The 26827-nt window shown below is 67.8% G+C and carries 24 protein-coding genes; 16 read left to right on the top strand and 8 right to left on the bottom strand.

Annotated features, from left to right (window positions below; all coding sequences use genetic code 11):
- Positions 1 to 16 precede the first annotated feature (16 nt).
- The gene (locus HFL01S_RS00770) at positions 17 to 688 is read left to right on the top strand and encodes a helix-turn-helix transcriptional regulator (RefSeq protein WP_066253269.1); all 672 of its coding nucleotides are present in this window, start codon (positions 17 to 19) and stop codon (positions 686 to 688) included.
- Between the two features lie 72 nt (positions 689 to 760).
- Positions 761 to 1525: a type III pantothenate kinase gene (locus HFL01S_RS00765; protein ID WP_066253266.1), complete on the top strand. Its 765-nt coding sequence runs from the start codon at positions 761 to 763 to the stop codon at positions 1523 to 1525.
- A 105-nt stretch (positions 1526 to 1630) separates the two neighbouring features.
- Here HFL01S_RS00765 and HFL01S_RS00760 read toward each other — a convergent pair whose 3' ends face one another.
- On the bottom strand, positions 1631 to 3154 hold the full coding sequence (locus HFL01S_RS00760) for a wax ester/triacylglycerol synthase family O-acyltransferase (RefSeq protein WP_084383001.1): 1524 nt from the start codon (positions 3152 to 3154) through the stop codon (positions 1631 to 1633).
- 140 nt (positions 3155 to 3294) lie between these two features.
- Here HFL01S_RS00760 and HFL01S_RS00755 point away from each other — a divergent pair, with 140 nt between their 5' ends.
- Complete coding sequence (locus HFL01S_RS00755) at positions 3295 to 3549, top strand: acyl-CoA-binding protein (RefSeq protein ID WP_066153785.1); 255 nt, start codon at positions 3295 to 3297, stop codon at positions 3547 to 3549.
- A gap of 33 nt (positions 3550 to 3582) precedes the next feature.
- Here HFL01S_RS00755 and HFL01S_RS00750 read toward each other — a convergent pair whose 3' ends face one another.
- Genes HFL01S_RS00750 through HFL01S_RS00740 form a run of 3 tightly spaced genes read right to left on the bottom strand, consistent with a single transcriptional unit; the run spans position 3583 to position 7069 of the window.
- Positions 3583 to 3918 carry a polyhydroxyalkanoic acid system family protein gene (locus HFL01S_RS00750; RefSeq protein ID WP_066253261.1) on the bottom strand — a complete coding sequence of 112 codons (336 nt, stop codon included), beginning with the start codon at positions 3916 to 3918 and terminating at the stop codon, positions 3583 to 3585.
- A gap of 14 nt (positions 3919 to 3932) precedes the next feature.
- A complete protein-coding gene (locus HFL01S_RS00745; protein ID WP_066253258.1) occupies positions 3933 to 5027 on the bottom strand; it encodes an aminopeptidase in 1095 nt (364 codons plus the stop codon).
- On the bottom strand, positions 5024 to 7069 hold the full coding sequence (locus HFL01S_RS00740) for a molybdopterin-containing oxidoreductase family protein (protein WP_066253254.1): 2046 nt from the start codon (positions 7067 to 7069) through the stop codon (positions 5024 to 5026). Before HFL01S_RS00740 ends, HFL01S_RS00745 begins: the two co-directional genes overlap by 4 nt.
- A gap of 126 nt (positions 7070 to 7195) precedes the next feature.
- Here HFL01S_RS00740 and HFL01S_RS00735 point away from each other — a divergent pair, with 126 nt between their 5' ends.
- From HFL01S_RS00735 to HFL01S_RS00725, 3 genes are all read left to right on the top strand, one after another.
- The gene (locus tag HFL01S_RS00735) at positions 7196 to 8341 is read left to right on the top strand and encodes an ABC transporter substrate-binding protein (RefSeq protein ID WP_066253253.1); all 1146 of its coding nucleotides are present in this window, start codon (positions 7196 to 7198) and stop codon (positions 8339 to 8341) included.
- 102 nt (positions 8342 to 8443) lie between these two features.
- On the top strand, positions 8444 to 9658 hold the full coding sequence (locus tag HFL01S_RS00730; RefSeq protein WP_066253250.1) for a M20 aminoacylase family protein: 1215 nt from the start codon (positions 8444 to 8446) through the stop codon (positions 9656 to 9658).
- On the top strand, positions 9655 to 10764 hold the full coding sequence (locus HFL01S_RS00725) for a M14 family metallopeptidase (protein WP_066253247.1): 1110 nt from the start codon (positions 9655 to 9657) through the stop codon (positions 10762 to 10764). The genes HFL01S_RS00730 and HFL01S_RS00725 overlap by 4 nt, the downstream gene beginning before the upstream one ends.
- A 21-nt stretch (positions 10765 to 10785) precedes the next feature.
- On the opposite strand, the gene HFL01S_RS00720 is transcribed toward HFL01S_RS00725, so the two are convergent.
- From HFL01S_RS00720 to HFL01S_RS00710, 3 genes are all read right to left on the bottom strand, one after another.
- A complete protein-coding gene (locus tag HFL01S_RS00720; protein ID WP_066253245.1) occupies positions 10786 to 11445 on the bottom strand; it encodes a TetR/AcrR family transcriptional regulator in 660 nt (219 codons plus the stop codon).
- 1 nt (position 11446) lies between these two features.
- Positions 11447 to 12655, bottom strand: a complete 1209-nt coding sequence (locus HFL01S_RS00715; RefSeq protein ID WP_066253242.1) for a patatin-like phospholipase family protein — start codon at positions 12653 to 12655, stop codon at positions 11447 to 11449.
- Positions 12656 to 12776: 121 nt separating this feature from the next.
- On the bottom strand, positions 12777 to 13325 hold the full coding sequence (locus tag HFL01S_RS00710; protein WP_066253239.1) for a phasin family protein: 549 nt from the start codon (positions 13323 to 13325) through the stop codon (positions 12777 to 12779).
- A 208-nt stretch (positions 13326 to 13533) separates the two neighbouring features.
- On the opposite strand from HFL01S_RS00710, the gene HFL01S_RS00705 reads away from it, so the two are divergent.
- The 10 genes from HFL01S_RS00705 (at position 13534) to HFL01S_RS00660 (ending at position 26241) form a co-directional block, all read left to right on the top strand.
- Positions 13534 to 15519, top strand: a complete 1986-nt coding sequence (locus HFL01S_RS00705) for an SDR family oxidoreductase (RefSeq protein WP_066253236.1) — start codon at positions 13534 to 13536, stop codon at positions 15517 to 15519.
- Positions 15520 to 15584: 65 nt separating this feature from the next.
- Entirely contained in the window at positions 15585 to 16496 is a 912-nt protein-coding gene (gene argB, locus HFL01S_RS00700) for an acetylglutamate kinase (RefSeq protein WP_066253234.1), read from the top strand.
- A gap of 2 nt (positions 16497 to 16498) precedes the next feature.
- Positions 16499 to 17191 (top strand): response regulator, encoded by a 693-nt coding sequence (locus tag HFL01S_RS00695; protein WP_066253232.1) that lies wholly within the window; start codon positions 16499 to 16501, stop codon positions 17189 to 17191.
- Complete coding sequence (locus HFL01S_RS00690; RefSeq protein WP_066253229.1) at positions 17175 to 18668, top strand: ATP-binding protein; 1494 nt, start codon at positions 17175 to 17177, stop codon at positions 18666 to 18668. The genes HFL01S_RS00695 and HFL01S_RS00690 overlap by 17 nt, the downstream gene beginning before the upstream one ends.
- A gap of 60 nt (positions 18669 to 18728) precedes the next feature.
- The gene (slmA, locus tag HFL01S_RS00685; protein ID WP_066253225.1) at positions 18729 to 19406 is read left to right on the top strand and encodes a nucleoid occlusion factor SlmA; all 678 of its coding nucleotides are present in this window, start codon (positions 18729 to 18731) and stop codon (positions 19404 to 19406) included.
- Between the two features lie 181 nt (positions 19407 to 19587).
- Positions 19588 to 20289: a TetR/AcrR family transcriptional regulator gene (locus tag HFL01S_RS00680; RefSeq protein WP_066253222.1), complete on the top strand. Its 702-nt coding sequence runs from the start codon at positions 19588 to 19590 to the stop codon at positions 20287 to 20289.
- A gap of 39 nt (positions 20290 to 20328) precedes the next feature.
- On the top strand, positions 20329 to 22125 hold the full coding sequence (locus tag HFL01S_RS00675) for an acyl-CoA dehydrogenase C-terminal domain-containing protein (RefSeq protein WP_066253219.1): 1797 nt from the start codon (positions 20329 to 20331) through the stop codon (positions 22123 to 22125).
- 31 nt (positions 22126 to 22156) lie between these two features.
- On the top strand, positions 22157 to 22594 hold the full coding sequence (locus tag HFL01S_RS00670; RefSeq protein ID WP_066253216.1) for a DUF2147 domain-containing protein: 438 nt from the start codon (positions 22157 to 22159) through the stop codon (positions 22592 to 22594).
- Positions 22595 to 22623: 29 nt separating this feature from the next.
- Positions 22624 to 25023, top strand: coding sequence for a 3-hydroxyacyl-CoA dehydrogenase/enoyl-CoA hydratase family protein (locus HFL01S_RS00665; RefSeq protein WP_066253214.1), 2400 nt, complete (start codon positions 22624 to 22626; stop codon positions 25021 to 25023).
- Between the two features lie 9 nt (positions 25024 to 25032).
- Positions 25033 to 26241, top strand: coding sequence for an acetyl-CoA C-acyltransferase (locus HFL01S_RS00660; protein WP_066253213.1), 1209 nt, complete (start codon positions 25033 to 25035; stop codon positions 26239 to 26241).
- A gap of 32 nt (positions 26242 to 26273) precedes the next feature.
- Here the strand turns inward: HFL01S_RS00660 and HFL01S_RS00655 are convergent, their stop codons facing one another.
- The gene (locus tag HFL01S_RS00655; protein WP_066253209.1) at positions 26274 to 26822 is read right to left on the bottom strand and encodes a nucleotidyltransferase family protein; all 549 of its coding nucleotides are present in this window, start codon (positions 26820 to 26822) and stop codon (positions 26274 to 26276) included.
- Positions 26823 to 26827 lie beyond the last annotated feature (5 nt).

The raw sequence follows: 26827 nt of genomic DNA, 5'->3' as shown, positions 1-26827 counted from the left end.
CGGGGCGCCGCCCGTCATGACCCTTCCTGTCAACTTTGACAGCGTGGGCGTGGACGCCATTTTGGCCGATTGGGTTCGTGCCCTGCGCGACTCCGGCGTCGAGGCGGTGCTGGTGATGGGCCCCAACCCGACGGGAGGGCGGGACGAGCGAGAGGTGCTGGCGGTGCATCCGCCGCGCCTGCTCGGAGCCGCGGAGGCCCTGGCCGCCAGCACCGACTTCGGTGCCAGCTGGCGCGACAGCGATGCGCCCCTGGTGGCCTGGCAGGACATCTCCAAGGCGGCCTACGCCGAGCCGTCCAGCCGCTGGCGCAGGCTCTGGCTGGCCCATGGGCACCAGACCCTGGTGCGGGTGGCCTTCAGCCTGCCGGCGGGGCGTGCGTTCGAGTGCTTCATGTTCAGTCCCAGGGCCTTTGCGGACCGTTCAGAGGCCGCAGCCCTGGCCTGGTCGGCCTACAACATCTGGCCCATGCTGCGCCGGGCCATTGCCGAGCAGCGCGTCACGCTCAGCCCGCGCGAGCAGGAGAGCCTGAACTACGCCTTCGAAGGCCTGACTGCGCGTGAAACCGCGCAGCGCATGGACTGCTCGGAGCGCACCGTCAACTACCACCTGGCCAATGCCATGGCCAAACTCAAGACCGACAACAAGCTCTCTGCGGTGCAGCGGGCCTGCTGGATCGGGTTGATCTGACGCTGGTGTGGCCGCGATGACGATGCTGCGTCGCCGCAAAGTGCCCGCCTGGGCTTGTTCATAATCTTCCGCATGACCTTACTGGCGCTCGATGTTGGCAACACGCGATTGAAATGGGCGCTGTACGACGCCCCCCGTGTGGGAGGGCGCCTGCTGGCGCATGGTGCGCAGTTCCTGGAGAACATCGAGAAACTGGCCGAAGGCGACTGGAGCGGCCTGCCCGCGCCCACCCGGGTGCTGGGATGCATCGTGGCGGGCGACGCCGTGAAGCGGCGGGTCGAGGAACAGCTCGAACAGTGGGACGTGACGCCCCAGTGGGTGGTGTCCAGCGCTGCGGAGGCGGGTCTGAGCAACGGCTACGACCACCCCGCCCGCCTGGGTTCCGACCGCTGGGTCGCGATGATCGGCGCGCGCCAGCGCCTGCTGCAGCAGGGGCCGGCCAGGCCGTGCGTCGTGGTCATGGTGGGCACCGCGGTGACCGTGGAGGCCATCGATTCGGAGGGCCGCTTCCTGGGCGGCATCATCCTGCCCGGCCACGGCATCATGCTGCGCGCGCTGGAATCCGGCACCGCCGGGCTGCATGTGCCCACCGGCGAGGTGCGCGACTTCCCGACCAACACCAGCGACGCGCTCACCAGCGGCGGTACCTTCGCCATTGCCGGTGCGGTGCAGCGCATGTGGGACAACCTGCGCAGCCACTGTGGCCAGGACCCGGTCTGCTACATGACCGGTGGCGCGGGCTGGAAGATGGCGCCCAGCATGTCCACGCCCTGCGAACTGGTCGACACCCTGATCTTCGATGGCCTACTGGAGATCGCCCACAAGCGGTTTGGGTGACCCCCCCGCGCCGTCTTCGGCGTCACCCCCCAGGGGGCGGCACTGGCGGCCCGGCAAAGCCGGTTCCGCGGTACCCTTGAATCCACTTCACCTCTGGCGGGAGGGTTATGTCTCTCCCCAGGGGAGCATGAGTGTGACGGCCAGCAGTTGCGCGAACTCCGGTTCGAAGGCGTCGATGATGCACTGCGGATCGGGGCAGAGCGCGCTGTCGGCGATCACGCCAAACTGGACACCGCCGCCGTAGCTCAGGATCGACACCCCCAGGCCCACCGTGCCGGTCTGCGGCACCCAGAACATGGTCTGCTCCAGGGTGGCGCCGCAGAACTTCAGCTTCTCGCCAGGGCCGGGCACGTTGGTCATCACGGCGGTGGTCTTGCGGCCGAACAGGCTGAGCATCGCGTCCTGCGCCGGCTTGATCAGCAGGCCCGCCACCGACAGCAGGCCGAAGGTCAGCAGCGGCTGCAGGCTGCCCTTGAGCGCATTCATGCGCGTGCGCACCGCGTACACGCGCTCGATCGGGTTGGCGATGCCCACCGGCAGCACCAGCGGGATCAGGCCGAAGCGGTTGCCCAGCTTCCAGGCCTCTTCCATCGGGCGCAGGTTGATCGGCACCATGGCGCGGATCTCCTGGCCGGCCGGGTCGTCGCCGTGCTGGCGCAGGTAGCCTGCGATGGCGCCGGCCACGCAGCTGAGCAGCACATCGTTGACCGAGCAGTTGAGCGCCTTGCCGATGGCCTTGGCCTCGGTCAGCGGGATGGGCTGGCACCAGGCCACCCGCTTCTCCCCCTTGGGGGCGCCTTTGAGCCGTGTGGGCGAGTCGTCGGGCATGAGGGCCAGCGCCGCCAGATCGCTGGCGAGCTGGCCGCCCAGGCGCGCCACCTCCAGGGCCTGGTCCAGTGTCTCCCCGAGCCCTTGCTGCGGCGCCGCCAGCATCGACAGCGACTTCGCCGCCCCGCCACCCGCGGCGTCCAGCGCCCGCGCAGCGATGTCACCGAACGGCCGGATCAGCGTGTCTGCCACCCAGTCCTCGGCCGCTTCCAGTCCCTGCTTGTGTGCGCGGGGCTTTCGCTTCGGCGGTTCGGTGCCGCCGTCGACCAGGCTCATCATCACGCTGATCAGTGCGATGCCGTCGGCGATGCAGTGGTGGATGCGCGCGATGAGCGCCGAGCCACCCTGGTAGTCCTCGATCAGCTCGAACTGCCACAGCGGGTGCGCCGGGTCCAGCGGCACCATGGCCAGCGCGCCGGCGCGCGCCTGCAGCGCAGCCTGGGCGTCCTGGCCGCGGCGGCGGGCGAGCGTGTGTGTGACGACGTGGCGGTCGAGCGAGAAGTCGGGGTCGTCGCGCCAGTGGGCACCGGCGGCGTCCTGCTGGGCGGTCTGCCGGAAGCGCCGGTAGCCCAGCAGCTTGTCCTGCACCCGCTGCGCCAGCGCCTCGCGCGTGATGCCCGGGCGCAGGATCCAGACGCCCACGATCATCATCAGGTTGGTGTCCGAGTCCATGCGCAGCCAGGCGGTGTCCACCTTGCTCATGCGCTCGCCTTCCAGGCCCAGGACGCCTGCCACCGACTGCAGGGCGCTGCGGCCCTCGGATGCGGATGTCGGCGTGCCTTTGCGGATGCGCGTGACCATGGTGTCTCCTGCGTTGCCCTGGGGTTGGGGGCTGGTTGTGATTGGGTGGCGGCGTCTATTCTGGGGGCAGACGCAACCGTAAGATACCGGGCCTCCCCTAGCCCGGGTCCGGGCCATCCCCCTCACACACGGAGACCTTCATGTCCGACCTCAAGTCCCGCTTCGATGCCGCCGTTGCCCAGTCCAAGAACCTCAGCGAGCGCCCCGACAACGCCACGCTGCTCAAGATCTACGGCCTGTACAAGCAGGGCACGGTGGGCGACAACACCGAGAAGAAGCCCGGCTTCGGTGACATGGTCGGTCGCGCCAAGTGGGACGCCTGGAATGGTCTGAAGGGCACCTCCCAGGACGATGCGCAGCAGCAGTACATCGACCTGATCGCGTCCTTGAGCTGATGCCCCGCGCTCCGCCGCCGAGCGGGGCCTGCCTTACTTTTTCTTCGAGCCGGTGGCCGCTTTGGCAGCCGGTTTTTTCTTGGCCGCCAGCAGCTCGTCCAGGTTCTTGACGATCTCGCTCTCGATGCGGTCCTTGAAGGCGCCGAGCAGGAAGCCGAGCTGGGCGTCCAGCTCGAAGTGATCGGCTGTGACCCGCAGTGTGCCCTTGGCTCCGGTGCGCGAGAAGTGCACCTCGTCGCAATCCACACCCTCCTCGTAGGCGCACTGCATGTCGAACTCGGACTCGGCATGTTCGGCCCATTGCCAGGCCACCTTGCGTGCGCCGGACATGCCCAGGTGGTGGTTGCGCTGGATGTGGATGTTCGCCATGGTGTTCGCAGAGTTCAGGGGGTGGATGGTGGCCGGGCGGTCGGGTCGAGGGCCTGCAGCGCGGCCTGGCGCTCGGCTGCGGGCTGGCGGGCCAGCGCGCGCACCGCATCATAGAACCGCGCAAAGTCGCGGCCCTCGCGCGCGAACAGCGTCTCGAACGCCGGCACCCACTGGTCGTAGGCGGCCTGGGCGCCGAAGCTGGCATTGTTGGCCCGCGCGACCCAGGCGTCGTAGCCCTTGTAGCCACCCCAGTCTTCGCGCAGGTCGGCATAGCGCTGTCGGAACGCCTGCATCAGTTCGGCCTTGCGCGCGCGCTTGGCGGTCTCGTCGAGCGAGGGGTCTTCGTACAGGGTCTGCAGCTGGTCGCGCGTGGCGCGGGTGAGCGCGCGGAAGGCCTGGCGGCGCCCGTCGAACTCGGCGTAGGTCTTGCGCGCCGCCTCGTCGGCCTGGGCCCGCCAGCGCGCGCCGCCGATGCGTTCGACCGCGGTCGCGAAGGATTCGTTGAACACCGTGTCGCCGGATGCGTAGACCACCTGGTGGGCCAGCTCGTGAAAGATCAGCCGCGCCAGCTCGCCTTCGGGGTAGCCGATGAAGGTGTTGAGCAGGGGGTCGCCGCCGGCCCAGTTCATCCAGCCCAGCGTGGAGTAGGCGGGCACCGGGTAGACCGCCACGTCCAGGTCGCTGCCGAGCCCGGCCGCAAACGCGCGGGCCTCGTCCTCGTCGTAGTAGCCCCGGTAGCCGACACAGCCGGCCACCGGGAAGCACCACTGCTGCAGGCGCAGCGACAGCGCGGGCGCGGCGACCACGTTGTAGACCGCCGCCTTGCGGTGCAGGTCGGCGTAGCGCCGGTAGCTGGCGTTGTCGGGCAGGCCCAGTTCGGTGACCGCAAAGCTGCGGATGCGCTGCGTGAGCTGCAGCTTCTGCTGCAGCGCGGGCGGTGTGGCGGGGTCGTCCAGCCAGTCCCGCACCGGCCGCGCGGCGTGCATGAGTTTCAGGTGGCCGGTGACGGACTGCCAGTAGTAGCCCGGACCGATGTCGGTCGCGGCACAGCCCGACAGCAAAACTGCGAGACAAACCGCCACCAGCACGTGCCGAGGGGCCGGCTTCATCCCCGCTCCACCTCCACCAGGCAGTCGTAGAACACCGGTGCGCGGCCCAGGTCGGTGAGCTTCTGGCTGGTCAGCTCGTTCACATTGCTGCCGTCCAGGCCGAGCTTGCGCCACCAGATGCCCAGGCCATTGACCACGCCCTGACGCGCCCGGGTCGAGATGCGCGCCTTGCAGCGGTAGCTGCCGCGGTCATTGAACACCCGCACCACGTCACCGTCGGCGATGCCGCGCGGGGTGGCGTCGTCCGCGCTGATCTCCAGCAGCGGCTCGCCCTCGATGTCGCGCAGGCTTTTCACGTTCACGAAGCTGGAGTTGAGGAAGTTGCGTGCGGGAGGCGAGATCATGGCCAGCGGATGGCGCGGGTCGCTGCCGGCCGGCTCGTGGTTGGGCACGTGGTCGGGCAGACCGTCCAGCCCCTGCGCTGCCAGGCGTGCGCTGAAGAACTCGCACTTGCCCGAGGGCGTCGGGAAGCCGCCCTCGGCAAACGGGGCCTCGGGCACCGGCAGCGTGGCAAAGCCCTGGTCGAGCAGTTTCTGGAAGTCCACCCGGTCGCCGAAGGTCTGGCGGCACAGGGTTTCATCGTCGTCGGCGAAGCAGGCATCGTCGAAGCCCATGCGCCGCGCCAGCTGGCGGAACACCTCGGTGTTGGGCCGCGCCTGGCCGACGGGCGCAATGGCCGGGCAGTTGAGCAGCACGTCGGTGTGGCCGTAGCTGGTGTGGATGTCCCAGTGTTCGAGCTGAGTAGTGGCGGGCAGGACGATGTCGGCGTGGTCCGCGGTGTCGGTCATGAAGTGTTCGAGCACCACGGTGAACAGGTCCTCGCGCGCGAAACCCTGCACCACCTTGGGCGACTCGGGCGCCACGGCCACCGGGTTGCTGTTGTAGACGATCAGCGCCTCGATCTTCGGGCCGAACGCCGGCGAGGATTCGCGCAGCAGGTCATCGCCGATGGTGACCATGTTGATGGTGCGTGGCGTGCGGCCGGCCAGCAGGTCGGGCCGGTGCAGCGCGGCGCGGTCGACCGGAAAGTGCCCCGAAGCCGAGAGCAGCAGGCCGCCCGCGCGGTGGCGCCAAGCGCCGGTGAGGGCCGGCAGGCAGGCGACCGCGCGCACCGCGTTGCCGCCGCCCTTGACGCGCTGCATGCCGTAGTTCAGGCGGATGGCGGCTGGCTTCGTGGTGCCATAGTCGCGCGCCAGCCGTTGAATCTGTTCGACCGGAACGCCACAGACCTCGGCCGCGCGCGCAGGCGGCCACTGCAGGGCGCGTTCGCGCAAGGCGTCCCAGCCCAGGGTGTGGTGGGCGATGTAGTCGTGGTCGAGCCAGTCGTTGACGATCAGCTCGTGCATCAGCGCCAGCGCCAGCGCCGCATCGGTGCCAGGGCGCAGGGCGATGTGCTCGTGGCACTTGTCGGCGGTTTCGCTGCGGCGCGGGTCGATGCAGACCAGGCGCGCGCCGTCGCGCTTGGCCTGTTGCGCCAGGCGCCAGAAGTGCAGGTTGCTGGCGATCGAGTTGCTGCCCCAGATCAGGATCAGCTTGGCCTCGGCGAAGTGCTCAACCTTCATGCCCAGCTTGCCGCCCAGGGTGTGCACCAGGGCCTCACCGCCGGCGGCCGCGCAGATGGTGCGGTCCAGGAAGGAGGCGCCGAGCCTGTTGAAAAAGCGCGCCGCCATGCCCTCGCTCTGCACCTGGCCCATGGTGCCCGCGTAGCTGTAGGGCACGATGGCCTGCGGGTCGCGTGCGGCGATGTCCTTCAGGCGCGCGGCGATCTCGTCCAGCGCCTCGTCCCAGCCGATGGGCTCGAACCGGCCGCTGCCCTTGGGGCCTGTGCGCCGCAGCGGCGTGAGGATGCGCTCGGGGTGGTGGGTGCGTTCCGGGTAGCGCGAGACCTTGGTGCACAGCGCGCCGTCGGTGTGTCGGTGGGCCGGGTTGCCGGCCACGCGCACGGCTTTGCCGTCCACCACTGTGGTGAGCAGAGCACAGGTGTCGGGGCAGTCGTGGGGACAAGCGCCCCGAACCGTGAATTCGTTGGGGTTGTGGGCCATGAAATGCGTTGAATGGCGTATAGGCGGGGGTGTGCCTATGTAGTAGGCTTCGCAAGTCTGGTGACGTCCTGTTACGAACGGGGTGACACCGCAGACTGCTCAAAAAAGCATATCAGGAGTCACTGGATGCAACGTCGTCGGGTTCTTTCTTCGCTGGGTGCCTGTCTGGGTGCTTCTTCCCTCGCCGGCGTCGCCGGCTCCGCATGGGCCCAGGCGGCCGCCGGGTCCGGGGCCATCGTGCTGGGACAGTCGGCGCCGTTCACCGGGCCGTCCGCGCAACTGGGGCTGCAGTTCAACCTGGGAGCGCAACTCTACTTTGACCAGGTCAATGCCGCTGGCGGTGTCAACGGGCGCCGCATCGAGCTCAAGCGCATGGACGACGGTTACGACCCTGAGCGCTGCGTGGCCAACACCAAGCAGTTCATCGCCGACGGTGTGTTTGCCTTGTTTGGCTACGTCGGGACACCGACCAGCCTGGCGGCCCTGCCGCTGGCCACCGAGGCCAAGCTGCCCTTTATTGCACCCTTCACCGGCGCGCAGGCCCTGCGCGAGCCGTTCAACCGCTACGCCATCCATGTGCGGGCCTCGTACTTCGACGAGACCGCGGCCATCGTGAAGCAGGTCACCTCGATCGGCATCAAGCGGGTGGCGGTGTTCTACCAGAACGATGCCTACGGCAAGGCGGGCCTGGAAGGGGTCGAGCGTGCCCTGAAGGCGCTCAACATGGAGCCGGCTGCGGTGGGAACGGTGGAGCGCAACAGCAACGAAGTGGCGCCCGCTCTCAAGGACATCATGGCTGTCAAGCCCGAGGCCATCGTGCAGATCGGAGCCTACAAGGCTTGCGCCACCTTCATCCGGCTGGCGCGCCAGCAGGGGTATTCGGGCAACTTCTACAACGTGTCCTTCGTGGGCACACAGGCGTTGATGGACGAGTTGGGGGCGGTCGCCAAGGGTGTGGCGGTCAGCCAGGTGATGCCTTTTCCATATTCGCCTGCCATGCCTATTTCGGGCGAGTACCTGGCGGCACTCAAAGACCAGCGCGGTGTGGCGCCCAACTACTCCGGCATCGAAGGATTTGTGGCCGCGAAGGTGATGGTGGAGGGACTCAAGCGGGCACGAGGTGCCGGCCGGGAGGCCTTCATCGATGCCATCTCAGGCATGAAGGATGTGAACATCGGCGGTTTTCCGCTGGACTTTGGTCCGCAGAAGCACGCTGGTTCCCGCTTCGTCGAGCTGACCCTGCTGACCGAAGACGGCCGCGTGCGCCGCTGACCCTGGCAGGGCCGACATCCCCGGTCCGGACCGGGTTGTCGCGATCGGCTCTGTCGCCAGGTGCTTGCGGGGCTACCATGCCCGCTTGCAGACGAGGACACCATGCAGCTGATCGACTCCATCCTGACCCAGTCCGCGGCCATCGCCGCCGTGCGCCGGGACATCCACTCCCATCCCGAGCTCTGTTTTGAAGAGGTGCGCACCGCCGAGGTGGTCGCGGCCAAGCTGGCCGAGTGGGGCATACCGGTGCACCGCGGCATGGGCACCACCGGGGTGGTGGGCATCGTGCACGGCCGCGACGGCGGGGCCTGTGGCCGGGCCATCGGCCTGCGCGCCGACATGGACGCGTTGCCGATGCAGGAGCACAACCACTTCGCGCACGCCAGCCAGCACGCCGGCAAGATGCACGCCTGCGGCCACGACGGCCACACCGCGATGCTGCTGGCGGCGGCGCAGCACTTCTCGAAACACCGGAACTTCGACGGCACGGTCTATCTGATCTTCCAGCCGGCCGAGGAGGGCGGCGGCGGCGCCCGCGAGATGATCAAGGACGGTCTGTTCGAGCAGTTCCCGGTCGAGGCGGTGTTCGGCATGCACAACTGGCCGGGCCTGCCGGTGGGCAGCTTTGCCGCCAGCGCCGGCCCGGTGATGGCGTCGAGCAACGAGTTTCACATCGTCATCCGCGGCAAGGGCTCGCACGCTGCGCTGCCGCACAACGGCATCGACCCGGTGCCCGTGGCCTGCCAGATGGTGCAGGCCTTCCAGACCATCATCTCGCGCAACAAGAAGCCGGTGGACGCGGGTGTGATCAGTGTGACCATGATCCACACCGGCGAGGCCACCAACGTGGTGCCCGACAGCTGCGAGATCCAGGGCACGGTGCGCACCTTCACCTACGAGGTGCTCGACATGATCGAGCGGCGCATGCAGGAGATCGCGCAGCACACCTGCGCCGCCTTCGGTGCCACCTGCGAGTTCCAGTTCCACCGCAACTACCCGCCCACCGTCAACCACCCGGCGGAAACCGCTTTCGTGCGCGAGGTGCTGGCGGGCATCGTCGGCGCCGACCAGGTGCTGGTGCAGGAGCCGACCATGGGGGCCGAAGACTTCGCCTACATGCTGCAGGCCCAGCCGGGCTGCTACATCTTCATCGCCAACGGCGAGGGCGCGCACCGCGAGATCGGCCACGGCGGCGGGCCCTGCACGCTGCACAACCCGAGCTACGACTTCAACGACGACCTGATCCCGCTGGGAGCGACCTACTGGGTGCGGCTGGCCGAACAGTGGCTGTCGCAACCGCGCAAGGACACTGCATGATCAATCCCCAGTCCGCCTTCGCGCCGTCCTATGCGCTGGCGCGCGTGCAGTTCCTGGAGGGCGCGGCCGCCGCTGGCATGGCCATCCGCAGCCACAACCACCCGCTGCCCGGGCGCGAGCAGGAGACCCTGGCCGTGGACGTCGCCCTGGACGGGCCGCCGGACGCCGAGCGCCTGCTGATCGTCAGCAGCGCCTGCCACGGCGTCGAAGGCTTCTGTGGTTCGGGCATACAGGTGTTCGCCACCCACGACGCCGACTGGCGCGCGCACGCCCGCGCCGCCGGGGTCGCGGTGCTGTACATCCACGCGCTCAATCCCTACGGGTTCTCGCACCTGCGCCGGGTGACCGAGGACAACGTCGATCTCAACCGCAATTTCCAGGACTTCTCGCAACCCCTGCCGGCGAACCCGGCCTACGACGAGCTGCACCCGTTCCTGCTGCCGGCGGTGTGGCCGCCTGCGGCCGAGAACGAGGCGGTGATTGCCCACTACATCGGTCGCAAGGGCCTGGGGGCCTACCAGAGCGCCGTCTCCCAGGGCCAGCACAGCCACCCTGACGGGCTGTTCTTCGGCGGCACGGCGCCGACCTGGAGCCACCGCACGCTGCGCGAGGTGCTGCGGGAACATGGGCGCAGCGCGCGCCACATCGCCTGGATCGACCTGCACACCGGGCTGGGCCCGAGCGGTCTGGGCGAGCGCATCTTCGCCTGCCGCGACGACGATGCGGCACTGCAGCGCGCCCGCGCCTGGTGGGGTGGCGATGGACAGACGCCGGTGACCTCGATCTACGACGGCAGTTCCGCCTCGGCCTGCCTGACCGGCCTGATGTGGAACGCGGTCTACGACGAGTGCCCGCAGGCCCAGTACACCGGAATCGCGCTGGAATACGGCACCCTGCCGCTGCTGGATGTGCTCAACGCCCTGCGCGGCGACCAGTGGATGCGCCTGCACCCGGACGCGCCGGCCGGGCTGCGCACCGTGATCCAGAAACGGGTACGGGACGCGTTCTACGTCGACACCGACGACTGGCGGGCCCAGGTGGTTTCCCAGGCACGGCAGGCCCTGTTCCAGGCGGTGGACGGGCTGCGCCGCAGCCCACCCCAATAGGCCCGGGCGGCGGCCCCGGGCTCAGGGCGCCGTGCGGTAGGCGCCCGTGAGCTGCAGCAGGTGCTGGCGCTGGCCGGCTTCGAGGTACGGTGCCAGCACATTGAGCACGTGGTGGGCGCCGCGCAGCAGCGCAGCCTGGGCGTTGTCGGGCTCCAGTGCGTTGCGCGGGTCGCGCACGTACTCGAAGCTCAGCCAGTAGGTCAGCAGCACCACCATGCAGTTGGCCGTGGGCTCCAGTTCCCGTGCATCGAGGTCGATGGCGCCGGCGCGCGACATGCCGCTTAGCAGGCTGCGCACCGAGCGGATCTTGTTCTTGAGCACAGCCTGAAAGCGCGTCTCCAGCAGCCGGTTCTTGGACAGCAGGTCGTTGAGGTCGCGGTAGAGGAAGCGGTATTCCCAGACGATCTCGAACAGCGAGTGCAGGAAGAACCAAGCGTCCTCCACGTTGCGCACGCCGTCGCTGGCCTGCAGCAGCTCGTTGAGCGCCTTCTCGTAGCGCTCGAACAGCGAGTTGATCAGCTCGTCCTTGGCCGGGTAGTGGTAGTACAGGTTGCCCGGGCTGATGCCCAGCTCGGAGGAGATCAGCGTGGTGGAGACGTTGGGCTCACCGAAGCGGTTGAACAGCGCGAGGGTGACTTCCAGGATGCGTTCGGCCGTGCGTCGGGGGGCTTTGCGGGTCATGTCAGGCGCGCTGCGTCTGCAGCCGTTGTTCGAGGGTGTCCAGGGCGCTGTCCAGCCGCTTCAGGGCGGTGTCGCGCTGCACCGGTTCTGCGGGCAGCAGGCGCCGCTGCGCGTCGCGCAGGGCGGCCTCGTCCAGCGCGATGCCGTGCCGCGCCAGCATCGGACCCAGGTGGCCGGCACGATCGCGCAGCAGCTGGCGGGTCTGCTGGAAGGCGTGTTCGGCCAGCTCGCGGCGCTGGCGGTAGCTGAAGGTGTTGGCGAAAAACAGCTCGGCGTCGCGCTGGTCGGGCTCGATCAGCACGATGTCGGTGTTCGGGTAGCTGTGCTCGTAGTGTCTGAAGCCCAGCGCCAGGCGGGAGTGGATCATGGAGCGGAAGGTCTGGCTCATGACCGCGGGCAGGCCGCCTTCGACCAGCGAAGGAATGTGTTCGCTGCCAGCGCCGGCGTGGAACGGCACCAGCGGGTTCAGGCACAGCAGAAGGTCCACTCCCTCGTCCAGCGCCACCGTGGCGTGCACCGTTTTCTTGAGCGCACCGTCCACGTAGTGCCGGCCGTCGATGACCACCGGAGGAAACAGGCCGGGCAGGGCGGCACTGGCCTGGATCGCGCGTGAGATCGGCACATGGTCCCAGCCCGGTCGACCAAAAGGGGTGGCCTCGCCGGTGTCAAGCTCGGTGGCCACCAGGGTCAGGCGGGCGCGCAGCTGGCGGAAGTCGTTGCTGCGGCCGGGTTTGCTGAACAGTCGCCGGATCTGTTCGTGGATGCCTTCGTTGTCCAGCACCCCGGTGGGCAGCGCCGCGCCCATGCGCTCGAAGGCGTTGGTAAAGCGCTTGCCCTGCGCGGCCCAGGCCCACAGTGCGCCGCCCATCAGCGCGGGCACCCGCTGCGCCCGTTCGATGAACTCGCGCCAGGCCGGGCGCATCAGCCAGGCGGGATCGAAGTGGTCGTCGCCCAGGCGGTCCTCGATGAAGGATTCGCACAGCTGGCGCGGCGTGATGCCATTGACCAGCCCCGCGGCGATGAAGCCGCCCGCCGACACGCCGATGTAGTGGTCGCAGCCGTTGAAGTCCAGCCCGTGCAGGCTGTCTTCCAGGGCGCACAGGGCGCCGATCTCGTAGATCGCACCCAGCGGCCCGCCGCCGGCAAAGGCCAGCGCGATGCGGGGGGCCGGGCGGGAACGCCGTGTCGAACGGGGGCGGGAGGGCGTCATGCGGTCGAGTGTAGACCGCCCCGGTGGCGGCAGGTGCTGCGTTGCAGCAGTCCGCACGGGCGAAAAAAAGGGGCGCCGCGCGCCCCTTCCTGCTCAGCCGAGCCTTCCACCGTCGTGGTGCTCAGGCGGCCTTCTTGGCGCGCGCCGGGGCCTTGCGGGCAGGCTTGGCGGCGGCTGTTTTCGTGGCGGTTTTGGCCGCGGCCTTTGGTGCGGCTGCCTTGCGCGGTGCGGCGGCCTTCACGGTCTTGCCACCCTCGCCAGCCACGGCGGCGCTGAGGGCGTCGATGCGCTCGATCAGGGCCTCGATGTCGCGCGCCGAGGGCACGCCCAGCTTGTTCAGGGCCTTGGCCACGCGGTCTTCAAAGATGTTCTCCAGCTTGTCCCACTGGCCGGCGGCCTTGCTGCCGATGTCGCTGGCCATGTTGGTCATGCGCTGCGTGGCTTCGTTGAGGCGTTCCTCGGCGACAGCCTGGGTCTTGCGCTGGATCGACAGGCCTTCCTTGACCAGGGTCTCGAAGGCCTTGCCGCCTTCTGCCTGGGCCTTGGAGAAGGCGCCGAGGCCGGCCAGCCAGATCTGCTGGGCGGAATCCTTGATCGCGCCGGACAGCGGCGATGCGGTGGCGGATGCAGCGGTGCTGGCGGTGCCGGATTTGCGAGTCTTGGTGACCATGGAAGCTCCGTGAACGGTGTGGATCGGAATGGAGGCATGGCAATGCCTCAGGGTGGTGGCACTGTACGGCCGTGGCGCCGTGCCTGTGTAGGGGCCAGCGACTAAAAACAGGGGGTGCACGCCACGGGTTTGTGCTGAAACGGCGCAATCGGCGCGTGGTGAACAATGCACGGTTGTTCCCGATACCCACAAATCCAGGAGTACCTCGATGCACTATTTCGTCACCGGCGCCACCGGCTTCATCGGCAAACGGCTCGTCAAGAAACTGCTGGAGCGCAAGGGCGCGGTGGTGCACTTCCTGCTGCGCAAGGAAAGCGAAGGCAAGGTGGCCGGGTTGCGCGAGTTCTGGGGCGTGGGTGCGACCCGGGCCATCCCGGTGTTCGGTGACCTGACGGCAAAAAAACTCGGCGTGAGCGCCGAGGACATCAAGGCACTCAAAGGGCAGATCGACCACTTCCACCACCTGGCGGCGGTGTACGACCTGGAGGCCGACGCCGAGAGCCAGATCGCCGTGAATGTGGACGGCACGCGCAACACCGTCGAGTTCGCCAAGGCGATTGGTGCCGGGCACTTCCACCACGTGTCGTCCATCGCCGCGGCTGGCCTGTACGAAGGCGTGTTCCGCGAGGACATGTTCGATGAGGCCGAGGGACTGGACCACCCGTACTTCATGACCAAGCACGAGAGCGAGAAGATCGTTCGCCAGGAATGCAAGGTGCCATGGACGGTGTACCGCCCCGCCGCCGTGGTGGGTGACAGCCGAACCGGCGAGATGGACAAGATCGACGGGCCCTATTACTTCTTCAAGCTGATCCAGCGCATGCGCCAGATCCTGCCGCCCTGGATGCCTAGCGTCGGTCTCGAAGGTGGCCGCATCAACATCGTGCCGGTGGACTTCGTGGTCAATGCGCTGGACCACATCAGCCACCAGAAGCGCGGCGGCGGCTGCTGCTTCCATCTGGTCGACCCGATGGGTTACCGCGTGGGCGATGTGCTGGACATCCTGAGCAAGGCCGCGCACGCGCCCAAGATGAACCTGTTCGTCAACGCGGCGCTGCTGGGCTTCATCCCCAAGAGCGTGAAGAAGGGGCTAATGGCGCTGGCACCGGTGCGCCGCGTCTACCGCGCGGTGATGCAGGACCTCGGGCTGCCCGAGGACATGATGACCTTCGTCAACTACCCCACGCGCTTCGACTGCCGTGAGACCACGGCCGCGCTCAAGGGCAGCGGCATTGCGTGTCCCGACCTCAAGGACTACGCCTGGCGCCTGTGGGACTACTGGGAGCGGCACCTCGACCCCGACCTGCACATCGACCGCAGCCTGCGCGGCACCGTGGCCGGCAAGGTGGTGCTGGTCACCGGCGGCAGTTCGGGCATCGGCCTGGCGGCGGCGCACAAGTTCGCCGAGGCGGGCGCCACCACCATCATCTGCGGGCGAGACCAGGACAAGCTCGACGAAGCCTGCAAGGAAGCCAAAGACAAGGGCTACGCGTTCGTCGCCTACCCGGCCGACATCGCCGACATGGCCGATGCCGACCGCTTCGTGCAGTTGCTGATCGCCAACCACGGGGGAGTGGACTTCCTGATCAACAACGCGGGCCGTTCGATCCGCCGCGCCATCGAGAGCAGCTACGACCGCTTCCACGACTTCGAGCGCACCATGCAGCTGAACTACTTCGGCTGCCTGCGCGTGACCATGGGCCTGCTGCCGGGCATGGTGGCCAAGCGCAAGGGCCACATCGTGAACATCAGCTCCATCGGCGTGCTGACCAATGCACCGCGCTTCTCGGCCTACGTCGCGAGCAAGGCGGCGCTGGATGCATGGACGCGCTGCGCATCGTCCGAGTTCGCCGACCAGGGCATCTCGTTCACGACCATCAACATGCCGCTGGTGCGCACACCGATGATCGCGCCGACGCAGATCTACAAGAACGTGCCGACGCTGGCCCCGGAGGATGCGGCCGACATGATCGCGCAGGCCTGCATCTTCAAACCGGTGCGCATCGCCACGCGCCTGGGGGTGACCGGTCAGGTGCTGCACGCCTTCGTGCCGCGCATCGCCCAGATCGTGATGAACACCAGCTTCCGCATGTTCCCCGACTCTTCGGCCGCCAAGGGCGAGAAGGGGGCCAAGCCGCAGCTTTCCCCCGAGGCGATCGCCATGCAGCAGATGATGCGCGGAATTCATTTCTGACCCTGGGTGCTGGGCGGGTGGGAGCCTAGAATTTCGGAATTCCAGCTTTCTCCACCCCACCCGCCATGACCAGCCCCAACCACACCCCCGTCGATCTGTCCCACGTCCAGCCGCGCGAGAAGGCCGAGCTGCTGGCCCAGGCCCTGCCGTACATCCGCAAGTACCACGGCAAGACCATGGTCATCAAGTACGGCGGCAACGCCATGACCGACCCAGCCCTGCAGCAGGACTTCGCCGAAGACGTGGTGCTCTTGAAGCTGGTCGGCATCAACCCGGTGGTGGTGCACGGCGGCGGCCCGCAGATCGAGACCCTGCTGCAGCGCCTGGGCAAGAAGGGCGAGTTCATCCAGGGCATGCGCGTGACCGACGCCGAGACCATGGAGGTGGTCGAGTGGGTGCTGGGTGGCGAGGTGCAGCAGGACATCGTGGGCCTGATCAACGCCGCCGGCGGCAAGGCTGTGGGCCTGACGGGCCGCGACGGCGCCATGATCCGCGCGCAGAAGCTGCGCCTGGCCGACCAGCAGGACCCAAGCCGCGAACACGATGTCGGCCAGGTCGGCGACATCGTCAGCATCGATCCGTCGGTGGTCCAGGCGCTGCAGGACGACCAGTTCATTCCCGTGGTCAGCCCGATCGGCTTCGGTGAGAAGAACGAGAGCTACAACATCAACGCCGACGTGGTGGCCGCCAAGCTGGCGACCGTGCTGCAGGCCGAGAAGCTGCTGATGCTCACCAACATCCGCGGCGTGCTGGACAAGGCCGGCAACCTGATGACGGAGCTGACCCCGCGCCGCATCGACGAGCTGTGCGAGGACGGCACCATCAGCGGCGGCATGATCCCCAAGATCGCCGGCGCGCTGGACGCGGCCAAGAGCGGCGTGAACGCGGTGCACATCATCGACGGCCGCGTGCCGCATGCGCTGCTGCTCGAAGTGCTGGGTGACCAGCCGTTCGGAACGATGATCAAGAGCCACTGACCATGAGGCTGCTGCTGGTTGAAGACGACGTCATGGTCGCCAGCGGCATCAAGCTGGGACTGAGCAACGCCGGCTACACGGTGGACTGGGTCGGCAGCGCCGAGCGGGCCGAGCAGGCGGTGGAGAACGACAGCTTCGATCTCGCCATCGTCGACATCGGCCTGCCTGGCATCAACGGACTGGAGCTGACCCAGCGCTTGCGCGCGCGAGGACTGGCCATGCCGGTGCTGATCCTGACCGCGCGCGACGCGCTGCACGACCGGGTGCAGGGGCTGGACCTCGGCGCCGACGACTACATGCTCAAACCCTTCGAGCTGCCCGAGCTGCTGGCCCGCCTGCGGGCGCTGCTGCGGCGCTCGCAGGCCGCGACCACCGCGGTGCTCAGCCTGGGACCGCTGGAGATGGACACCGCGCTGCGCCGCGTCAGCCTCGCCGGGCAGACCATGGAGCTGGGGCCGCGCGAGTGGACGGTGCTCGAGTACCTGCTGCTGCAGGCGCCCAAGCCGGCCGCCAAGGACAAGCTGCTGGCGGCGCTGACCGGCTGGGACAAGGAAATCACGCCCAACGCCATCGAGGTGTACGTCTCGCGCCTGCGCGCCAAGCTGGAGCCGGCCGGGGTGGCGCTGCGCTCGATCCGCGGCTTCGGCTACCGGCTCGAACTGCTGCCGCCGTCCGCCCATGCGCGCGAACCCTGAGGGCCGGTCGGCCGATGGCCTGATCTGGGGGCTGCAGCGGCGCCTGCTGGTGCTGCTGTTCCTGCCGCTGGGGCTGGTCGGGTTGGTGAGTGTCTATTTTCACTACCAGAGTGCGGGGACTGCGTCCCTGCAGCAGGACCAGCAGCTGCTGCGGCTGGTGCCGATGCTGGCCGACTCGGTGGTGGTGACCCTGCCCCGCGACGCCCCCCGGCCCATCGACATCGACGCCGACCCGGGGCTGGCCCTGCTGCTGGCGCCGCCGGTGGACGAATTCCTCAAGGAGCGCGAAGGCTATGCCGGCTATGGCGTGATGGACGCCAATGGGCGTCTGCTGATCGGCGACCGCTGGCTGCCCACCGTGTTGCCCTCCACCGAAGACGCCGAGTTCCTCAGCGTGGTCGACAGCGGCATCACCTACCGGGTGGTGGCGCAGCGCAGCCCGACCGCGGCGGGTGAGCTCATCATCATGTTGGCCGACGGTTCCGATGGCCGCCAGCAGTGGCTGGACACCGTGCTGCTGCGGGTGGTGCTGCCCAACCTGATGCTCATGCTGGTGGTGGCGGTGGCGGTGACCTGGGCGGTGTCGCGCGCCTTGCGTCCGCTGATCGACCTCAAGGAGGCGGTCGAGCGCCGCTCGCCCCGCGACCTCAGCCCCATCGACGCCGAGAGCGCCCCGGCCGAGGTGCGGCCGCTGGTGTCTTCGCTCAACCGGCTGTTCTCGCTGGTGAACGACCAGACGCAGGCGCAGCGCCGCTTCGTGGCCGACGCTGCGCACCAGCTGCGCACGCCGCTCGCCGGGCTGCAGGCGCAGGTCGAGGCCTGGTCGCAGGCGGCCCGTTCGATGGGTGGCGCAGAGGCGCTCAGCCTCCGGGTCGAGCAGGTGCACCGCCTGCGGGACGCGACGCGCCGGACCTCGCAGCTGGCCAACCAGTTGCTGGCGCTCTCGCGTGCCGACAGCGTGAGCGCCAGCACCCACCCGATGGAGCAGGTCGACCTGCAGGAGCTGTGCGAGAACATCCTGGCGCTCTATCTGGATGCCGCGGCCGACAAGCAGATGGACCTGGGACTGGAGGCCGCGCCGGCCCAGACCCGCGGCCACGCCTGGTTGCTGCGCGAGCTGCTGATCAACATCGTGGACAACGCGGTCAAGTACACCCCGCCGGGCGGACGCATCACGCTGCGCTGTGGCCAGGACCTCGCGGCCGAGCCGCCACAGGCCTGGATCGAGGTCGAGGACGATGGTCCTGGCATTGCCGAAGACGAGCGACAGCGGGTGCTGGAACGCTTTTACCGCCTGCCCGGCACCCAGGCCGATGGCAACGGACTGGGGCTGGCCATCGCCGACGAAATCGCCCGCTCCCACCACACGCAGTTGCAGCTGCTGACCGGCGGAAACGGGCGTGGATTGCGCGTTCGCGTGGTGTTCGAGGCGGTCCGGGCCGGCGGCAGGCCTGTGCGAGAATCGTCGGAGGGATGACACACCACGGGCCGCACACCTCGCCGCCCGTCTGCTGAACACCAACGGACCCGACCACCCATGAGCTCCAGCGCTTCCTCGTCCACGGCCGCCGCATCTACAGAAGCCGCCAGCGAAGGCGCCGAGAGCACCGAGTCCGGTGGCCGCAAGCGGCCCAAGCCCGGTGAGCGCCGGGTGCAGATCCTGCAGGCGCTGGCCACCATGCTGGAGCAGCCCGGCGCCGAGCGCGTGACCACCGCAGCGCTGGCCGCCCGGCTGGAGGTGAGCGAAGCAGCCCTCTATCGCCATTTCGCCAGCAAGGCCCAGATGTTCGAGGGTCTCATCGAGTTCATCGAGCAGTCCGTGTTCGGCCTGGTCAACCAGCTGGGCGAGCGCGAGCCCGACCCGGTGCTGCGCTCGCGCAAACTGGTGACGCTGCTGCTGCAGTTCGGCGAGAAGAACCCCGGCATGGCGCGCGTCATGGTGGGCGACGCCTTGGTGTACGAGAACGAACGCCTGCAGCAGCGCATGAACCTGTTCTTTGACAAGATCGAATCGGCGCTGCGCCAGAACCTGCGCGAAATCGCTGTGCTCTCGTCGGCGAGCACGCCCACCGTCGACGCCCAAGCCGATGCCTCGGTCATCACGGCCTTCTGCATGGGGCGGCTGCAGCGCTTTGCCCGCAGCGGCTTCAAGCGCTTGCCCAGCGAGAACCTCGACCACGGCCTGCGCCTGCTGTTGCCCGACGGTCGCCTGTGAGCTTCCGGGGCCGGGTATGCGGGTAAACCCGCGGGTCCGGGTGCTGGGCGCCGCGCATTAGGGCGCCGCCCCTAGACAAAATCCCCGTCGCGCGCCGCAGCTTGCGCATGGGGTTGTTCTTTTGCGGTAAAAATAGCACGACCGTTCGATTTGTGGGCGGTCTTCTTTTTTCCACCACCGCATGAGCGCCACCACCTCCTCCAAACGCCCGCGCAGCGACACCGCCCTGACGCGGTCGCTGCAAAAAGGCCAGCAGACCAAGGCCGCCATCGTCGATGCGGCGCTCGGGCTGGCGACGCAGATCGGCCTAGAAGGCCTGTCCATCGGTGCGCTGGCCGAGGTCATGCAGATGAGCAAGTCGGGCGTGTTCGCGCACTTCGGCTCGCGCGAGGAGTTGCAGATCTCGGTGGTGCGCGAGTACCACCACCGCTTCGAGGAAGAGGTCTTCTACCCGGCCATGTCGGTGCCGCGCGGCTTGCCACGCCTGCGCGCGCTGTTCGACAACTGGATGAAGCGCACCTCGGTTGAAATCGATTCGGGCTGCCTCTACATCAGTGGTGCGGTGGAATTTGACGACAGGCCCGGCCCGGTGCGCGACGCGCTGGCCAGCTCGGTCAGCACCTGGCTGGCGGCCATGAAGCGCGCCATCGAGATCGGCATCGAAGAGGGCCATCTGCGCGCCGACACCGACGCCGACCAGATGCGCTTCGAGATCCATTCCCTGATCCTTGCGCTGCACTACGAGGCCCGCTTCCTGCGCGCACCCGACTCGCTGCAGCGCGCGGTGACGGCCTTCGAGGGCATCGTGCTGCGCTACAGCGCGGGCGACGCCACCGACCCAGCCCCCGCGCGCAAGACGGCCCGCAAACCGCGCGCCGCCTGAGCCTTCATTTCTTCACAAACCCTCCACAGGAGTCCACCCATGCCCGTTTACAACCCGCCCCTGCGCGACATGCAGTTTGTGATGCACGAGGTGCTGAACGTCAGCGCCGATTTCCAGACCATGCCGCAGCACGCCGAGATGGACGCCGACACCATCAACGCCGTGCTGGAAGAGGCCGGCAAGTTCGCCTCGCAGGTGATCTTCCCGCTCAACATCAGCGGCGACACCGAAGGCTGCACGCTGGACAAGGCCACGCACGAGGTCAAGACGCCCGCCGGCTTCAAGGAGGCCTACAAGACCTACACCGACGGCGGCTGGTCGGCGCTGAGCTGCGACCCCGAGTACGGTGGCCAGGGCCTGCCGCTGGTGGTCAACCAGTGCCTGTACGAAATGATGAACTCGGCCAACCAGGCCTGGACCATGTACCCCGGCCTGAGCCACGGCGCCTACGCCGCGCTGCACGAACACGGCACGCCCGAGCAGAAGGCCCTGTACCTGCCCAGGCTGGTCAGCGGCGAGTGGACCGGCACCATGTGCCTGACCGAACCGCACTGCGGCACCGACCTGGGCCTGATGCGCACCAAGGCCGAACCGCAGGCCGACGGCACCTACAAGATCACCGGCAACAAGATCTTCATCAGCGCCGGTGAACACGACATGGCCGCCAACATCGTGCACCTGGTGCTGGCCCGCCTGCCCGACGCGCCCCCCGGCATCAAGGGCATCAGCCTGTTCGTGGTGCCCAAGTTCCTCGCCAGTGCCGATGGCACGCTGGGCGCGCGCAACGGCATCTACTGCGGTGGCCTGGAGCACAAGATGGGCATCCACGGCAACGCCACGGCGCAGATCGTGATCGACGGCGCCATCGGCACCCTGGTGGGCCAGCCGCACAAGGGCATGCAGGCCATGTTCGTGATGATGAACGCCGCCCGCCTGGGCGTTGGCAACCAGTCGCTGGGCCTGACCGAGGTGGCCTACCAGAACGCCCTGGCCTACGCCAAGGACCGCATCCAGATGCGCAGCCTGTCGGGCACCAAGGCCAAGGACAAGCCGGCCGATCCGATCATCGTGCACCCCGACGTGCGCAAGATGCTGCTGACCGCCAAGGCCTATGCCGAAGGCGGCCGTGCGCTGGCCATGTTCAGCTCGGTGCTGCTGGAGAAGGTGCACAACCACCCGGACGAGAAGGTGCGCAAGGACAGCGACGAGATGCTGTCGCTGCTCACGCCCATCGTCAAAGCCTTCCTGACCGACAACGGCTACCAGGCCGCCACCATGTGCCAGCAGGTCTTCGGCGGCCACGGCTACATCAAGGAATGGGGCATGGAGCAGTTCGTGCGCGATGCCCGCATCAACATGATCTACGAAGGCACCAACACCATCCAGTCACTGGACCTGCTGGGCCGCAAGGTGCTGGGCAACAACGGCGCCACGCTCAAGAAGTTCGGCAAGCTGGTGACCGCGCTGGTGATGGAAGAGGGCGTCAACGAGAAGATGGCCGAGTTCATCAACCCGCTGGCGGTGCTGGGCGAGCAGATCACCAAGTTCACGATGGAGATCGGCTTCAAGGGTCTGCAGAACCCCGACGAGGTGGGCGCCGCCGCGGTGGACTACCTGCGCGTGGCCGGTCACCTGGTGTTCGGCTACTTCTGGGCCCGCATGGCGCAAGTGGCGCTGCAGAAGATCGCCGAGGGCAGCACCGACCCGTTCTACACCGCCAAGCTGCAGACCGCGCGCTTCTACTTTGCCAAGCTGTTCCCCGAGACCGCGACGCTGATGCGCACCGCGCGTGCGGGCAGCAAGGTGCTGATGGACACCGACGAAGCATTGGCCTGATCTGCGTCATTCAACAACACCGGAGACAGACATGAAGAAGACCGTCATTGCCAGCTTGCTGGGCCTCGCCGCCGTGTCCGCCTTCGCGCAGGCGACGCCGGCCGGTCTGTGGAAAACCATCGACGACGACTCCAAGAAGGAGAAGTCGCTGGTGCGCATCACCGAGAGCAATGGCGTCTTCTCCGGTCGCATCGAGAAGCTGCTCGACCCCGACACCAAGCCCGACGCCGTCTGCGAGAAGTGCAGCGACGAGCGCAAGGACAAGCCGGTGCTGGGCATGACCATCCTGCGCAACCTCAAGCAGAACGCCGACGACAAGGCCGTGTACGACGGCGGTGACATCACCGACCCGAACAACGGCAAGGTCTACAAGGCGCGCCTGAAGCCGGTGGATGGTGGCAAGAAGCTGGAGATGCGCGGCTACATCGGGCCGTTCTACCGGACCCAGGTGTGGCACCGCGTCGAGTGAACCGATCTGTCTCCCCAACTGGACCCAACATGAAACGATTCCAAGTGAAAAAAGTCGCCGTGCTCGGCGCGGGCGTGATGGGCGCGCAGATTGCGGCGCACCTGGTCAACGTCAAGGTGCCGGTGGTCCTGTTCGACCTGCCGGCCAAGGAGGGCGCCAAGAACGGCATCGTCACGCGCGCCATCGAGAACCTCAAGAAGCTCAAGCCCTCGCCGCTGGGTGTGGCCTCGGACGCCGACCTGATCGGCCAGGCCAACTACGAGGAGCACCTGGAAGAGCTGCGCGGCTGTGACCTCATCATCGAGGCCATCGCCGAGCGCATGGACTGGAAGCTCGACCTCTACAAGAAGATCGCGCCCTTCGTCGCCGAGCACGCCATCGTCGCGTCCAACACCTCGGGCCTGTCGATCACGAAGCTGAGCGAAGGCCTGCCCGAGGCCATCAAGCCGCGCTTTTGCGGCATCCACTTCTTCAACCCGCCGCGCTACATGACGCTGGTGGAGCTCATCAACACGCCGACCACCGAAGCCAAGATCCTCGACGACCTCGAAGCCTTCGTCACCAGCGGTCTGGGCAAGGGCGTGGTGCGCGCCAAGGACACGCCCAACTTCGTTGCCAACCGCATCGGCATCGCCGGCATGCTGGCCACGATGAAGGAGGTGGAGAACTTCGGCCTGACCTACGACGTGGTCGACGACCTGACCGGCAAGCGCCTGGGCCGCGCGTCCAGTGGCACCTTCCGCACCGCTGACGTGGTGGGCCTGGACACCATGGCCCACGTCGTCAAGACGCTGCAGAACAACCTGAACGACAGCACCGACCCGTTCTACGGCAGCTTCGGCACGCCGCCGGTGCTGGCTAAGCTGATCGAGATGGGCCACCTGGGCCAGAAGGCTAAGGCCGGTTTCTTCAAGAAGGTGGGCCGGGACATCCAACGCTTCGACCTGGAGAGAGGCGAGTACGTGCCCGCCGGTGAGAAGGCGGACGAGGTCTATGGCCGCATGCTCAAGCGCCCGGCCGCCGAGCGCCTGAAGCTCTTGCGCAACAGCGAAGGCCCGCAGGGCCAGTTCCTCTGGGCCATCCTGCGCAACGGTTTCCACTACGCCGCCATGCACTTGGCTGCCATTGCCGAGACCGCGCGCGACGTGGACCAGGCCATGCGCTGGGGTTTTGGCATGAAGCAGGGCCCGTTCGAGCTGTGGCAGGAAGCGGGCTGGCTGGAGGTGGCGAAGATGGTCCAGGAGGACATCGACGCCGGCAAGGCGCTCAGCCAAGCGCCGCTGCCCGACTGGGTGTTCAAGGGTCCCGTGGCCGAGGCCGGTGGCGTGCACACCGCGCAGGGTTCGTGGAACCCCAGCAAGGGCGTGTTCGACCCGCGCCGCTCGCTGCCGGTGTACCAGCGCCAGCACTTCCCCGAGCTGCTGCTGGGCGAAGCCGGGCCGAAGTTCGAGACCGCCGGAACCACCATCGAAGAGAACGATTCGATCCGTGTCTGGACGCTGGATGGCGACGTGCTGATCGCCAGCATCAAGACCAAGATGCACGCCATCAGCCCGGAGGTCTGCGAAGGCCTGATGACCGCCATCGACCTGGCCGAGGCCGAGTACCAGGGGCTGGTGGTCTGGTCGGGCGACGAGCCCTTCAGCGCCGGCGCCGACCTGCAGGCCATGCTGCCGGCCTTCATGGCCGTGGGCGTGGCGGCGATTGAAGACGCCGAAGGTTTCATGCAGCAGGTGATGCTGCGCCTGCGCTACGCCAACGTGCCGGTGGTCTCCGCCGTGCGCGGCCTGGCGCTGGGCGGTGGTTGCGAGCTGGCGGTGCACAGCGCGCGCCGCGTGCTGCACATGGAAAGCTACGTCGGTCTGGTGGAAGTGGGCGTGGGCCTGGTGCCGGGCGCCGGCGGCCTGACCTACATCGCACGCCGCGCGGCCGAGAACGCCGAGACCTCGACGGGCAAGGACCTGCTGCCCTTCCTGACCGAGGGCTTCACCGCCGCCGCCATGGCCAAGGTCGGCACCAGCGCCATCGAGTCGCGCAAGCTGGGCTACGTGCTGCATTCGGACCTGATCGTGCCGCACAAGGACGAGCTGCTGTTCGTCGCCATCAACGAAGCCAAGGCCCTGTTCGCGGGCGGTTACCGCGCGCCGCACAAGCGCCTGTTCCCGGTGGCCGGCCGCGATGGCAAGGCCACCATCCTGGGCAGCCTGGTCAACATGCGCGACGGCGGCTTCATCAGCCAGCACGACTTCCACATCGCGTCGCTGATTGCGAACGTGGTCACCGGCGGTGACGTCGAGGCCGGCACGCTGGTGAGCGAGGAGTACCTGATGACGCTGGAGCGCCAGGCCTTCTGCTCGCTGATCGTTCACCCGAAAACGCAAGAGCGCATTCTGGGCATGCTGAACACCGGCAAGCCTGTCCGCAACTGAGGAAGCGACATGAGCAAACAGATCCAAGACGCCTACATCGTCGCCGCCACCCGCACGCCCATCGGCCGTTCGCACAAGGGTTCGTTCAAGCACCTGCGCCCGGACGACCTGCTGGCCCACGCGCTGCGCTCGGCCATGGCCCAGGTGCCGAACCTGGACCCCAAGGCCGTGGAAGACGTGATCGCCGGTTGCGCGATTCCCGAAGCCCAGCAGGGCCTGAACGTGGCGCGCATCGGCGCCATCCTGGCCGGCCTGCCCAACTCGGTGGGCGGCATCACGGTCAACCGCTTCTGCGCCTCGGGCCTGTCGGCCGTGGCCATGGCGGCCGACCGCATCCGCGTCGGCGAGGCCGATGTGATGATCGCCGCCGGCACCGAGAGCATGAGCATGGTGCCCATGATGGGCAACAGCCCCAGCCTCTCGCCCACCATCTTTCGCAACACCGACGACATCGAGAGCTACGGCATCGCCTACGGCATGGGCCTGACGGCCGAGAAGGTGGCGCAGCAGTGGAAGGTCTCGCGCGATGCGCAGGACGCGTTCGCGGTGCAGTCGCACCAGCGTGCCGTGATCGCCATGAAGAACGGGGAGTTCAGCGACGAGATCACGCCGGTCACCGTGCAGGAGCGCAGCGTCGACTTGGAATCGGCCGAGGTGTCGGTCACCGAACGGGTCATCAGCCTGGACGAGGGCGCACGCCCCGACACGACGCTCGAAGGCCTGGCGAAACTGCGCACGGTGTTCGCGGCGCGCGGCTCGGTGACGGCCGGCAACAGCTCGCAGACCAGCGATGGCGCGGGCGCGCTGATCCTGGTGAGCGAGGCCGCTCTCAAGCGCTACAACCTCACGCCGCTGGCGCGCTTCGTGAGCTACGCCAGCCGCGGCGTGCCGCCGCACATCATGGGCATCGGCCCGGTGGAGGCGATTCCCGCTGCGCTGAAAAACGCTGGACTGACGCAGGACCAGATCGACTGGTTCGAACTCAACGAAGCGTTTGCGGCGCAGTCGCTGGCAGTGGTGAACACCCTGGGTCTGGACCCGTCCAAGGTCAACCCCATGGGCGGCGCCATCGCGCTGGGCCACCCGCTGGGCGCCACCGGCGCCATCCGCTCGGCCACTGTGGTGCACGCGCTGCGCCGCCACAACAAGAAGTACGGCATGGTGACGATGTGCGTGGGCATGGGGCAGGGGGCCGCAGGCATCTTCGAACGGATGTGAAGCGTTGAGCGGGGTGCGGCGGCGCTCCCCGCTCAAGTCCGTGAGACGCTCAGCCAAGGCCAGCGCGACTGGTAGCTGACCACCTTGCGGGCAAACAGTTCAGGGAAGGGCGTCAGGGGGTTGGGGGTGAGTCGTCCCTGGTACATGCCATCCAGGCCGTTGGGGGCGTGCACCTCGTGGGGCCTCACGGCGACGCAGGTTTCGAGGACAAGAAAACGTCGGATGCCGTCTTCGGCCGACACCAGCGCAGGGCAGGGGCGACCAAAGTGCCCCGGATACCAAAGGTGAACCCGTGCCTGGTTGGCCACCTCGACGTGAACTCCGAGATCCTTGTAAAGTGCGTCGGCCCTGGCCTGGGCTTGTTGTTCGCCTCTTTCGCTCAAGTCGTCGGGGTCGAAATAGAAGATGTCGTAGTCCTTGATGTCGGCGTCCGGCGCCTTTCCGCTCCGAAGATTCCACACCGTCTGAAACAGGCACCCCGCCACCAGCCATGCATGGGGCAACGCCAGCGCCTGCCAGCGGGCCAGGATGGCCGCATTGGTGGGGTTGATGGATATCTCGCTTAGAAATGTGTTGGGCATGGAGG

The sequence above is a fragment of the Hydrogenophaga flava NBRC 102514 genome, from assembly GCF_001571145.1.
Lineage (GTDB): Bacteria > Pseudomonadota > Gammaproteobacteria > Burkholderiales > Burkholderiaceae_C > Hydrogenophaga > Hydrogenophaga flava.
Note: the sequence above shows the minus strand (reverse complement) of the source record. Positions and strands in the feature narration are given on the sequence as shown.

Excerpts from the sequence above, each read along its gene's own strand:
- HFL01S_RS00770 (WP_066253269.1), top strand. The coding sequence starts at position 17 with ATGACCCTTCCTGTCAACTTTGACAGCGTGGGCGTGGACGCCATTTTG.
- HFL01S_RS00765 (WP_066253266.1), top strand. The coding sequence starts at position 761 with ATGACCTTACTGGCGCTCGATGTTGGCAACACGCGATTGAAATGGGCG.
- HFL01S_RS00760 (WP_084383001.1), bottom strand. The coding sequence starts at position 3,154 with ATGGTCACGCGCATCCGCAAAGGCACGCCGACATCCGCATCCGAGGGC.
- HFL01S_RS00755 (WP_066153785.1), top strand. The coding sequence starts at position 3,295 with ATGTCCGACCTCAAGTCCCGCTTCGATGCCGCCGTTGCCCAGTCCAAG.
- HFL01S_RS00750 (WP_066253261.1), bottom strand. The coding sequence starts at position 3,918 with ATGGCGAACATCCACATCCAGCGCAACCACCACCTGGGCATGTCCGGC.
- HFL01S_RS00745 (WP_066253258.1), bottom strand. The coding sequence starts at position 5,027 with ATGAAGCCGGCCCCTCGGCACGTGCTGGTGGCGGTTTGTCTCGCAGTT.
- HFL01S_RS00740 (WP_066253254.1), bottom strand. The coding sequence starts at position 7,069 with ATGGCCCACAACCCCAACGAATTCACGGTTCGGGGCGCTTGTCCCCAC.
- HFL01S_RS00735 (WP_066253253.1), top strand. The coding sequence starts at position 7,196 with ATGCAACGTCGTCGGGTTCTTTCTTCGCTGGGTGCCTGTCTGGGTGCT.
- HFL01S_RS00730 (WP_066253250.1), top strand. The coding sequence starts at position 8,444 with ATGCAGCTGATCGACTCCATCCTGACCCAGTCCGCGGCCATCGCCGCC.
- HFL01S_RS00725 (WP_066253247.1), top strand. The coding sequence starts at position 9,655 with ATGATCAATCCCCAGTCCGCCTTCGCGCCGTCCTATGCGCTGGCGCGC.
- HFL01S_RS00720 (WP_066253245.1), bottom strand. The coding sequence starts at position 11,445 with ATGACCCGCAAAGCCCCCCGACGCACGGCCGAACGCATCCTGGAAGTC.
- HFL01S_RS00715 (WP_066253242.1), bottom strand. The coding sequence starts at position 12,655 with ATGACGCCCTCCCGCCCCCGTTCGACACGGCGTTCCCGCCCGGCCCCC.
- HFL01S_RS00710 (WP_066253239.1), bottom strand. The coding sequence starts at position 13,325 with ATGGTCACCAAGACTCGCAAATCCGGCACCGCCAGCACCGCTGCATCC.
- HFL01S_RS00705 (WP_066253236.1), top strand. The coding sequence starts at position 13,534 with ATGCACTATTTCGTCACCGGCGCCACCGGCTTCATCGGCAAACGGCTC.
- argB (WP_066253234.1), top strand. The coding sequence starts at position 15,585 with ATGACCAGCCCCAACCACACCCCCGTCGATCTGTCCCACGTCCAGCCG.
- HFL01S_RS00695 (WP_066253232.1), top strand. The coding sequence starts at position 16,499 with ATGAGGCTGCTGCTGGTTGAAGACGACGTCATGGTCGCCAGCGGCATC.
- HFL01S_RS00690 (WP_066253229.1), top strand. The coding sequence starts at position 17,175 with ATGCGCGCGAACCCTGAGGGCCGGTCGGCCGATGGCCTGATCTGGGGG.
- slmA (WP_066253225.1), top strand. The coding sequence starts at position 18,729 with ATGAGCTCCAGCGCTTCCTCGTCCACGGCCGCCGCATCTACAGAAGCC.
- HFL01S_RS00680 (WP_066253222.1), top strand. The coding sequence starts at position 19,588 with ATGAGCGCCACCACCTCCTCCAAACGCCCGCGCAGCGACACCGCCCTG.
- HFL01S_RS00675 (WP_066253219.1), top strand. The coding sequence starts at position 20,329 with ATGCCCGTTTACAACCCGCCCCTGCGCGACATGCAGTTTGTGATGCAC.
- HFL01S_RS00670 (WP_066253216.1), top strand. The coding sequence starts at position 22,157 with ATGAAGAAGACCGTCATTGCCAGCTTGCTGGGCCTCGCCGCCGTGTCC.
- HFL01S_RS00665 (WP_066253214.1), top strand. The coding sequence starts at position 22,624 with ATGAAACGATTCCAAGTGAAAAAAGTCGCCGTGCTCGGCGCGGGCGTG.
- HFL01S_RS00660 (WP_066253213.1), top strand. The coding sequence starts at position 25,033 with ATGAGCAAACAGATCCAAGACGCCTACATCGTCGCCGCCACCCGCACG.
- HFL01S_RS00655 (WP_066253209.1), bottom strand. The coding sequence starts at position 26,822 with ATGCCCAACACATTTCTAAGCGAGATATCCATCAACCCCACCAATGCG.